Here is a 9,131-nt window from a genome sequence, read left to right as displayed (position 1 = left end):
GATTGGTACAACAATCACCGGCTCTTCGGCCCTATCGGGCACATCCCGCCCGCTGAGGCCGAAGACAATTACTATGCAGCCCTCGAGAACCTCGATATGGCTGCATAGCCCAATGAAAACTGCCTCCTGAAAACCCGGGGCGCTTCAATGCCGGCAAGCTGGTCTTCTTCAGCACCTTGGCTGGCCTCGCGACACGCAAGGCCTTCCTGCGGCATCTCTCACCGATCCGGAAGAAGCGCTGGGTGGTCTATGCCAAGCCGCCCTTCGCCGGGCCGCAGGCGGTGCTGGCCTATCTCTCGCGCTACACGCACCGGGTTGCCATCTCGAACCGGCGGCTCCTCGGCTTCGACGAGACCGGCGTGACGTTCCGCTACAAAGACTATCGCCGCCCTGCTGCTGAACGCCAGCAGGTCATGACGCTGGCGACCGACGAGTTCGTCCGCCGCTTCCTGATCCACGTTCTGCCGCGCGGCTTCCACCGCATCCGGCATTACGGCCTGCTCGCCAGTTCGACCCACAAGGACACCATGGCGCTGGCCCGCAAACTGCTGGGCGTTGCTGTACCGGTCGAGGAGCCCGAACCCGACGAACCTCCCGACCATCGCCCGCCATGCCCATGTTGCGGCGGGCCCATGACCATCATCGAGGCCTTCGCCCGCTGGTGCCAGCCCCGCGCACCGCAATAATCGGCATCGCCAATCCGGGGGAATGCGCCATGATCCGGCATGGCTCAGGCTGCACGACGGTCACGCCCATGGCGTCCTGGCCGATGACCCAGTGCATGCCCATTCCGGAAGCGAGCCCAGCGCAGGGCACACCGACCAGCAAAACCACCACCGTCCGCACTCTGACGCCGCACAAAGTCACGTTGATCCGGCCAGAACCGACACTTCCGGATCAGCCTCGCTTACCCGTCCGAACCACCCCAAAGCCGCTTTACCCATAGACCAGCGCGTGGGGCCCGCGGGTTCCTGCACTGGAGGCTTTCGTACGCAAGCGCCCGAAACCCTTCACAAAGCCAGACATTCCATTCGCGCCGATAGACGTCCTATTCTGCTGAAAGCGGTCGATCGCGGTGGTTGGATCTGACGGTCAGTCGTCGCCCCGAACACACTGGCCCAATCATATGTCGATCGGCACAATGTAATTCTAATCGATAATTTGAGCGAAGCCGGCAACACCCTCCGGAGATGGCGGGCGCTTTGTCGAATGTGAGGGTGTGCGCAGATCGTCGACCTCACCCAGCCCCCCGAAAATCGCTTCCATGGTTCGGACACATAAAGCGACGCTCTCGTCGGCAAGTGTATACCACACCAGCTTGGCCTCCTTGCGCGTTTGAACAAGATTGGCGCGGCGCAATTCGCCGAGCTGCTGGCTGAGCGCCGGCTGCGCGATCTCCGTTGCTTCACCGATCTCAGACACGTTGCGCTCACCGCGCAACAGGCAAGACAGAATCATAAGGCGCTGCGGTTGCGCAAAAACCTTGAGCTTTTCGGACGCAACGGTCGCAACATCGCGGTCCTGATAAAAAGCGGCTGTCATGGTGCGTCCACGAAGCGGCAGAACCAGTCCTCGCGATCCTCAGCAAGGTCGGATGGGGGACTGAGCAACGGCTTCCCTTCGCGCCATCCTTCAGGAGCCAGGGTTTGGGCATTGCTCACAGCCTTCAACGCCTTAAGCATCCGCAGCATCTCATCAACCGAACGCCCGACATTATGGGGATAGCAGGTGATCGCTCTGATGACCCCTTCAGGGTCGATGAAGAAAGTCGAGCGCATCGCCATACTGTCGGCCGATTGCTCATCGACCATGCCATAGGCACGCCCGATCGCCATGCTCGGATCCTCTATTATCGGAAACCGAACATCAGCGCTCAGTGTCTCGCGGATCGCCCGGACCCACGCCATGTGTGAGTACAGGCTGTCGACCGACAGCCCCAGCAGCGACGTCTCAAGGGCGTCAAATTCTGACTGACGCCGGGCGAGTTCGGCAAATTCCGTGCTGCAGACAGGCGTGAAGTCCGCCGGATGGGAGAAAAATATCACCCATCTTCCACGCAGCTTGGAGAGCTGAATTTCGCCTCCCGTCGAGCGGGCGCGGAAGTCCGGCGCAATATCTCCGATACGCGGTGGCCGGCTTTCCGTTTTTTGACCGATTTCCATGACGTCTCCTTCGACAGTCTCGCCGCTTGACGCAAGAAGATTATGCAATTACATGATGTGTGTAAATATGAATTTATGAGGTTTTCCGTGACCGACTCCGCGCTGGCTGCAGCCTCCTCGCAAATCTCCGCTGCTCAGGCTGGCATTCCCCAGATCAAGGCCTTTTTCGACGAGCCGACTTTCACGGTGACCTATGTCGTTCATGACCCAGAGAGCCTTCGCGCCGCGATCATCGACAGCGTGTTGGATTATGATCCGGCTTCGGGTCGCACATCCTTCTCCGCGGCAGATGCGGTGCTCGGCTATGTCAAGGAGAAGGGCCTGTCGGTCGACTGGCACCTGGAGACCCACGCCCACGCCGATCACCTCTCGGCCGCACCCTATTTGCAGCAGAAGCTCGGCGGCAAGATCGCCATCGGCGAACATATCGTCACCGTGCAGCAGACCTTCGGCAAGCTGTTCAATGCAGGCAGCGACTTCGAGCGCGACGGCTCGGACTTCGATCATCTGTGGAAGGACGGCGATCGCTTCCGTATCGGCAATCTCGATGTCACCGTGCTGCATGTGCCGGGGCATACGCCGGCCTGCATCGCATATGTGATCGGTGATGCCGTCTTTGTCGGCGACACCATGTTCATGCCGGATTATGGCACGGCGCGCGCTGATTTCCCCGGCGGCGATGCCCGCACTCTCTATCAGTCGGCGATGCGGCTTTTGTCGCTGCCGCCGGAGACGCGGCTCTTCATGTGCCACGATTATCTGCCGGAGGGGCGCAAGGACTATGTCTGGGAAACGACCGTAGAGGCCGAGCGCAAGGCCAACGTCCATATCCATGAAGGGGTAAGTGAAGACGAATTCGTCGCGATGCGCGAGGCCCGCGACAAAACGCTCGCGATGCCGCGCCTGATCCTGCCTTCGGTCCAGGTGAACATGCGCGCGGGGCACTTGCCGCCGGCCGAGGACAATGGCGTCACGTATCTCAAGATCCCGGTCAACGCGGTATGATACTGCCCAGCTTCCCTAGCGCTATGCCCGTTGCGGGCTTGGCGGGTGGCCTGCTCATCGGGCTTGCTGCAGCAATCATGCTGCTCGGACTTGGTCGCATTGCCGGGGTCAGCGGCATGCTCGCCGGAGCGTCGGGCATTGCCGATACGGGCGCGCCGCGCGCCGTCGCGCTCGCCTTTGTTATCGGGCTGCCGCTGGGAGCGCTGGTCGCCACGCTGGCTTCCAACGGGGTCGAGCCGCGTTTCACGGGATCGATCCTGCAACTGGTCATTGCCGGGCTGCTCGTGGGTTTCGGGACGCGGCTCGGTTCGGGATGCACGAGCGGGCACGGGGTCTGCGGTCTTTCCCGACTCTCGCGCCGATCCATGGTCGCCACCTTGACCTTCATGACGAGCGGCTTCGCGACTGTCGGGCTGATGCGCGCTTTTGGATTCATCAACGGATAATCGGGAGGCTGGGGATGAAGAAGAATATGGGAACATTCGACCGGCTGCTGCGCACGATCGTGGCGCTGGTGCTTGCTTATCTTTGGTGGACCGGAACGATCAGCGGACCCCTCGGTGTCGGTTTGGCGATCCTTGCGGTTGTCTTCCTTCTCACGAGCGCGGTCGGCGTCTGTCCGCTCTACCGCCCGCTCGGTCTTTCGACCTGCGGCAGGGCCAAGTGAAGGTCCCCGCCATCTCGTTGCTTGCCGGCCTCCTATTTGGAGCGGGGCTCACCGTGTCCGGCATGGCTGACCCGGCGCGGGTGCGCGCGTTCCTCGATCTGTTTGGGGCGTGGGACCCTACTCTCGCCTTCGTAATGACCGGTGCGATGATGCCTATGGCGATCGCCTGGTTGGTTCAGAAGCGGATGCCACGACCGATCGTCTGCGAAGCCTTCGACTTGCCTGGCACAAGCCTACTAGATGCCAAATTGCTTGGCGGAGCGTCGCTGTTCGGGATCGGTTGGGGGATCGCGGGACTATGTCCCGGCCCCGCACTCGCCGACCTTGCCATCGCGCCATTTGAGGCGGGGATTTTCGTGGTCGCCATGCTCGCCGGCATGACCGCGCACCGCATCACCACACAATGAAAAGAGGCCCGCTTCGAAGCGGGAGCGAGGAGAAGCCATGAACATCAAGCCGCTCAACCGGGATTTCGCTGTCTCCCCGCAGGTCGATGTTGCGGACATTCCCGCGATCTTCGCCCAAGGCTATAAGGCGATCATCTGCAATCGACCCGATGATGAGGAACCGGGCCAGATCGCCGCCGCGCAAATAGGTGAAGCTGCCGAACGACAGGGCCTGCGCTTTGCTTATGTCCCCGCAATCTCCGGGGCGATCACTGATGCGAATGTCGCGGCCATGGCGGATGCGCTTGCGCGCCTCCCTCAACCAGTCCTGGCCTTTTGCCGTTCCGGCGCACGATCAACGAAATTATATGAATTGGTCTCATCGCAAAACCCTTCGGCACCTAGCGCCCGCGTTCACGATGTTGTGATTGTCGGCGGTGGCGCGGCCGGGATTGCAACGGCGTCCAGCCTCCTCAAGCGCAATCCCAAGCTTGATATCGCCGTCATCGAGCCCTCCGAGGTGCATTACTATCAGCCTGGCTGGACGATGGTTGGCGCGGGTGTATTCGACAAGGATTTCACGCGCCGCACCGAAGCGCAGGTTATGCCCAGCCGCGTGACGTGGATCCGGGCCGCCGCCTCCGGCTTTGCTCCCGATGAAAACAAGGTGGTCCTCAGTGACGGCAGCGAAGTTCGCTACCGGGTCCTCGTCGCCTGTCCCGGCATCAAACTCGACTGGAACGCAATACCGGGCCTGGCCGAGACGATCGGCCATAACGGCGTGACCTCCAACTATGGCTATGATCTTGCGCCCTACACCAACCGGCTGGTGAAGGAATTCAGGGGCGGACGGGCGCTGTTCACCCAACCGGCGATGCCGATCAAATGTGCGGGAGCGCCGCAGAAAGCGATGTATCTCTCCTGTCATCGCTGGGAAAAGGCGGGCGTCCTGCAAGACATCGACGTCCAGTTCCACACCGCTGGCGCGGTGCTGTTCGGCGTAGCCGCCTATGTTCCGGCGCTGATGGAATATGTCGAGCGCTACGGGGCCCACCTCAATTTCGAATCGAAGCTCGTCGCGATCGACGGCGCCGCAAAGGTGGCGACGTTCGAACGCAAGGATGGCGAAGGCACCCGGCTCGTCGAGGAGCGCTTTGACATGATCCACGTCGTGCCGCCGCAGGTCGCGCCCGATTTCGTGCGCACCAGTCCGCTCGCGGCAGCCTCCGGCTTCATTGAGGTCAACGAGGCGACGCTGCAACATGTGCACTATCCTAATGTCTTTGCATTGGGCGACGCCTGCTCCGCCTCGAATGCCAAGACCGCTGCCGCGGCGCGCAAGCAGGCGCCGGTCGTCGCGGTCAATGTTCTTGCCGCGCTCGAGGGCAAGCCGCCGGCCGCCGAATATGACGGCTATGGCTCCTGCCCGCTGACGGTCGAGGCGGGCAAGATCGTCCTCGCCGAGTTCGGCTATGGCGGGAAATTGCTGCCCAGCTTTCCCAACTGGCTGATCGACGGAACGCGGCCCTCGCGCCTGTCCTGGCTTCTCAAGGATACGATCCTGCCGCCAGTTTACTGGCACGGCATGCTCAAGGGCCGGGAATGGATGGTCGCGCCGCACGCGATCAAGGCGGCGCACTGAACCATGCTTGAGCCGCTACAATATGCCCTCGGCGGCCTGTCGGGCGCACTTGTGGGCTTTGTCCTCGGGCTCGTCGGGGGCGGCGGGTCGATCCTCGCCGTGCCACTGCTGCTCTATCTTGTGGGGATACGCAATCCGCATGAGGCGATCGGCACCAGCGCACTGGCAGTCGCGGCCAATGCGCTCGCCGGCCTCTGGAACCACGCCCATGCCCGCACCGTCAACTGGCGATGCGGGGGCATTTATGCTGCCGCCGGCGTCGTCGGCGCGCTTGGCGGCTCGACGCTCGGCAAGAGCATCGACGGGCACAAGCTGCTCTTCCTGTTCGCGATCCTGATGATTGTTGTGGCGGTGCTGATGTTTCGCGGTCGCGGCGACCAGGGCGTCGAGGGCGCGCAGTGCAATCGGGAGAATGTGGGCAAGGTCGTCGGCTATGGTCTCGGCACCGGTGCCTTTTCCGGCTTCTTCGGGATCGGCGGCGGTTTCCTGATCGTGCCGGGCCTGATCGCTTCGACCCACATGCCCATCCTGCGCGCGATCGGCACCTCGCTTGTCGCGGTCGCGGCCTTCGGCCTGACGACGGCGCTTAACTATGCGCTTTCGGGCTATGTCCTTTGGGGCCTGGCTGGCGTGTTTATTGTCGGCGGCATTGTCGGAAGCGTGATCGGCACGCGTGCATCGCAGGTGCTGGCCGCCGAAAAGGGCCGGTTGAACAGCCTCTTCGCCGTCTTCGTGCTCGTCGTTGCCATCTACATGCTATTCAAGAGCTGGTTCGAACTCGCCAGCTGAACGGGGATATTCATGGACGCCATCATTCTCGCAAGGGCGCAATTCGCCTTCACGGTGAGCTTTCACTTCCTCTTCCCGGCCTTTTCCATCGGGCTGGCAAGCTATCTGGCCGTGCTCGAAGCTCTGTGGCTGAAGACCGGCAAGGGCGTCTATGCGAACCTGTTTCGCTACTGGCTGAAGATCTTCGCCGTCGTGTTCGCGATGGGCGTCGTCTCGGGCATCGTCATGTCCTACCAGTTCGGCACCAACTGGTCGGTGTTCTCGGACAAGGCGGGACCTGTCATCGGACCGCTGATGGCCTATGAGGTGCTGACCGCCTTCTTCCTAGAAGCCGGATTCCTCGGGGTCATGCTGTTCGGGATCAACAAGGTTGGGCGCAAGCTGCACTTCGTCGCGACGCTTGCAGTCGCGCTGGGGACTTTCATTTCCGCTTTCTGGATCCTGTCGGTCAACAGCTGGATGCAAACGCCGGTCGGCTATGAGGTCGGCGCCAACGGCCAGTTCCTGCCGGGGCCAAGCTGGCTGACAATCATCTTCAATCCCAGCTTCCCCTATCGGCTCTTTCACACAGTCCTTGCCGCCTATCTGACGACCGCCTTCATCGTCGGCGCGGTCGGTGCCTGGCATCTTCTTAAGGACCGCAGCAATCCCGGCGCGCGCAAGATGTTCTCCATGGCGATGTGGATGGCCGCCATCGTAGCGCCCATCCAGATTTTCGCGGGCGACATGCATGGGCTCAATACACTCGAGCATCAGCCAGTGAAGGTGATGGCGATGGAAGGCCATTTTCAGAGCCATCCAAACGGGGCCCCTTTGATCCTGTTCGGCATCCCCAACAGTGCTGAGCAGCGGGTGGATTATGCCATCGAGATACCCAAGGCGTCGTCGCTAATCCTGAAGCACGAACTCGATGCGCCCTTGAAAGGTCTCGATACCGTGCCGCAAGCTGATCGTCCGCCCGTCGGCATCGTTTTCTGGGCGTTCCGCGTGATGGTCGGCATCGGGTTCGCAATGCTCGGGATCGGACTCCTGAGCCTCATCGCGCGCTGGCGTAAAGCGCTCTACGACTGGCCGCTGCTGCACCGCTTCGCTGTGCTCATGGGGCCGTCGGGACTGATTGCCGTGCTGGCCGGCTGGATCGTGACGGAAGTCGGGAGGCAACCCTTTACGATCTATGGCTTGCTCCGGACCGCCCAGAGCGCTTCGCCGCTCGATGCCCCTGCGGTCGCCTCGTCGCTGCTGGCCTTCGTGATCGTCTATTTCACCGTCTTCGGCATGGGCATCTGGTATCTGCTTCATCTCATGAAGAAGCCGCCAGAGGCGCATGAAACCCCGCCGAGCGACGCGCCCATTCGCAGCGCAGGTATCACGCCCGCACCGGCTATCATCGAAGGAGCTTCGGCATGATCGACCTCACCGTCATCTGGGCCTGCATCATCGGCTTTGCGATCATCGCCTATGTCGTGATGGACGGCTTCGATCTTGGGATCGGCATCCTGTTTCCGTTCTTCAAGGTCGGGCAGGACCGCGACACTGCGATGAACAGCATCGCGCCCGTCTGGGATGGCAACGAAACCTGGCTCGTGATGGGCGTAGGCGGCCTGTTTGCCGCATTTCCGCTGGCCTATGCCATCATCCTTCCCGCGCTTTACGCGCCGATGATCGCGATGCTGCTGGGACTCGTGTTCCGCGGCGTGGCCTTCGAGTTCCGCTGGCGGGATCCGGCGCACCGTGCTTTCTGGGACACGGCCTTCACGACAGGGTCGGTTATCGCCACCTTTGCGCAAGGCATTGCGCTCGGGGCCCTGCTACAGGGCATCACCGTCGAGGGGCGCAGTTATGCCGGAGGCTGGTGGGAATGGCTGTCGCCTTTCAGCCTGCTGACCGGCGTCGGCCTGCTGATCGGCTATGCCCTGCTCGGCGCCTGCTGGCTCAACTGGAAGACCGAAGGCGGATTGCAGCGGCAGACGGTGACCTATGCCGGGCGGCTTGGAATCGGCCTGCTCATCATGATCGGCGTGATTAGCCTCGCAACGCTGCGGCTCGAAACGCAATATTATCAGCGCTGGCTAAGCTTCCCGGGCGTGGTAGCGACAGCGCAGGTGCCGCTTGCCACGCTTATCGTGACATTCCTCTTTTATCGCAGCCTCCGCGTGAAGCGAGATGTGCAGCCGTTCTTCTGGGCGCTCTCGCTTTTCGGACTGTGCCTGGTCGGGCTTGGCGTCTCGATCTGGCCCGATGTCGTTCCGGCGCGCGTGACAATATGGGAAGCGGCGGCGCCCGTCCGCAGCCAGTTGTTCATGCTGGTGGGAGCCGCGATCATGGTGCCGATGATCCTTGCCTACACGGCCTGGTCCTATTGGGTCTTCCGGGGCAAGGTTGGCACGGAAGGATATCACTGATGCGCCTGTTGCTGAGCCGTCTCGGTTGGTTCGTCGGCATCTGGGCTGCGAGCGTTTCCGCGTTGGCGCTTGTGGGCG

The 9,131-nt window shown here is 62.0% G+C and carries 10 protein-coding genes and 1 pseudogene; 9 read left to right on the top strand and 2 right to left on the bottom strand.

Features of this window, described 5'->3' with window-relative positions:
• Positions 1-149: 149 nt before the first annotated feature.
• A pseudogene (locus F4U95_RS23000) lies at positions 150-686 on the top strand (IS91 family transposase); the annotation flags it as partial.
• A gap of 463 nt (positions 687-1,149) precedes the next feature.
• Here the strand turns inward: F4U95_RS23000 and F4U95_RS22995 are convergent.
• Positions 1,150-1,542 carry an ArsR/SmtB family transcription factor gene (locus F4U95_RS22995; RefSeq protein WP_120252754.1) on the bottom strand — a complete coding sequence of 131 codons (393 nt, stop codon included), beginning with the start codon at positions 1,540-1,542 and terminating at the stop codon, positions 1,150-1,152.
• Positions 1,539-2,162, bottom strand: a complete 624-nt coding sequence (locus tag F4U95_RS22990) for a peroxiredoxin (RefSeq protein ID WP_120253499.1) — start codon at positions 2,160-2,162, stop codon at positions 1,539-1,541. Before F4U95_RS22990 ends, F4U95_RS22995 begins: the two co-directional genes overlap by 4 nt.
• 87 nt (positions 2,163-2,249) lie before the next feature.
• Here F4U95_RS22990 and F4U95_RS22985 point away from each other — a divergent pair, with 87 nt between their 5' ends.
• The 8 genes from F4U95_RS22985 to cydB are packed head-to-tail and all read left to right on the top strand — an operon-like array spanning position 2,250 to position 9,053.
• A complete protein-coding gene (locus F4U95_RS22985) occupies positions 2,250-3,167 on the top strand; it encodes an MBL fold metallo-hydrolase (RefSeq protein WP_120253500.1) in 918 nt (305 codons plus the stop codon).
• Positions 3,164-3,613, top strand: coding sequence for a YeeE/YedE family protein (locus F4U95_RS22980; protein ID WP_120252755.1), 450 nt, complete (start codon positions 3,164-3,166; stop codon positions 3,611-3,613). Before F4U95_RS22985 ends, F4U95_RS22980 begins: the two co-directional genes overlap by 4 nt.
• Before the next feature lie 14 nt (positions 3,614-3,627).
• Entirely contained in the window at positions 3,628-3,834 is a 207-nt protein-coding gene (locus F4U95_RS22975) for a YgaP family membrane protein (RefSeq protein WP_120252756.1), read from the top strand.
• Positions 3,831-4,241 (top strand): DUF6691 family protein, encoded by a 411-nt coding sequence (locus tag F4U95_RS22970; protein ID WP_120252757.1) that lies wholly within the window; start codon positions 3,831-3,833, stop codon positions 4,239-4,241. The genes F4U95_RS22975 and F4U95_RS22970 overlap by 4 nt, the downstream gene beginning before the upstream one ends.
• A 37-nt stretch (positions 4,242-4,278) precedes the next feature.
• On the top strand, positions 4,279-5,862 hold the full coding sequence (locus F4U95_RS22965; RefSeq protein ID WP_120252758.1) for a bifunctional protein tyrosine phosphatase family protein/NAD(P)/FAD-dependent oxidoreductase: 1,584 nt from the start codon (positions 4,279-4,281) through the stop codon (positions 5,860-5,862).
• A gap of 3 nt (positions 5,863-5,865) precedes the next feature.
• Complete coding sequence (locus F4U95_RS22960; RefSeq protein WP_120252759.1) at positions 5,866-6,651, top strand: sulfite exporter TauE/SafE family protein; 786 nt, start codon at positions 5,866-5,868, stop codon at positions 6,649-6,651.
• 12 nt (positions 6,652-6,663) lie between these two features.
• Positions 6,664-8,058, top strand: a complete 1,395-nt coding sequence (locus F4U95_RS22955; protein WP_120252760.1) for a cytochrome ubiquinol oxidase subunit I — start codon at positions 6,664-6,666, stop codon at positions 8,056-8,058.
• A complete protein-coding gene (gene cydB, locus F4U95_RS22950) occupies positions 8,055-9,053 on the top strand; it encodes a cytochrome d ubiquinol oxidase subunit II (protein ID WP_017502966.1) in 999 nt (332 codons plus the stop codon). Before F4U95_RS22955 ends, cydB begins: the two co-directional genes overlap by 4 nt.
• Positions 9,054-9,131: the final 78 nt, after the last annotated feature.

Source organism: Sphingobium limneticum (genome assembly GCF_008710165.1).
In the GTDB taxonomy this organism is placed as follows: domain Bacteria; phylum Pseudomonadota; class Alphaproteobacteria; order Sphingomonadales; family Sphingomonadaceae; genus Sphingobium; species Sphingobium limneticum.
The sequence above is the reverse complement of the archived record's forward strand: the minus strand, read 5'-3'. Positions and strand labels throughout refer to the sequence as shown.

Excerpts from the sequence above, each read along its gene's own strand:
- F4U95_RS22995 (WP_120252754.1), bottom strand. The coding sequence starts at position 1,542 with ATGACAGCCGCTTTTTATCAGGACCGCGATGTTGCGACCGTTGCGTCC.
- F4U95_RS22990 (WP_120253499.1), bottom strand. The coding sequence starts at position 2,162 with ATGGAAATCGGTCAAAAAACGGAAAGCCGGCCACCGCGTATCGGAGAT.
- F4U95_RS22980 (WP_120252755.1), top strand. The coding sequence starts at position 3,164 with ATGATACTGCCCAGCTTCCCTAGCGCTATGCCCGTTGCGGGCTTGGCG.
- F4U95_RS22975 (WP_120252756.1), top strand. The coding sequence starts at position 3,628 with ATGAAGAAGAATATGGGAACATTCGACCGGCTGCTGCGCACGATCGTG.
- F4U95_RS22965 (WP_120252758.1), top strand. The coding sequence starts at position 4,279 with ATGAACATCAAGCCGCTCAACCGGGATTTCGCTGTCTCCCCGCAGGTC.
- F4U95_RS22960 (WP_120252759.1), top strand. The coding sequence starts at position 5,866 with ATGCTTGAGCCGCTACAATATGCCCTCGGCGGCCTGTCGGGCGCACTT.
- F4U95_RS22955 (WP_120252760.1), top strand. The coding sequence starts at position 6,664 with ATGGACGCCATCATTCTCGCAAGGGCGCAATTCGCCTTCACGGTGAGC.
- cydB (WP_017502966.1), top strand. The coding sequence starts at position 8,055 with ATGATCGACCTCACCGTCATCTGGGCCTGCATCATCGGCTTTGCGATC.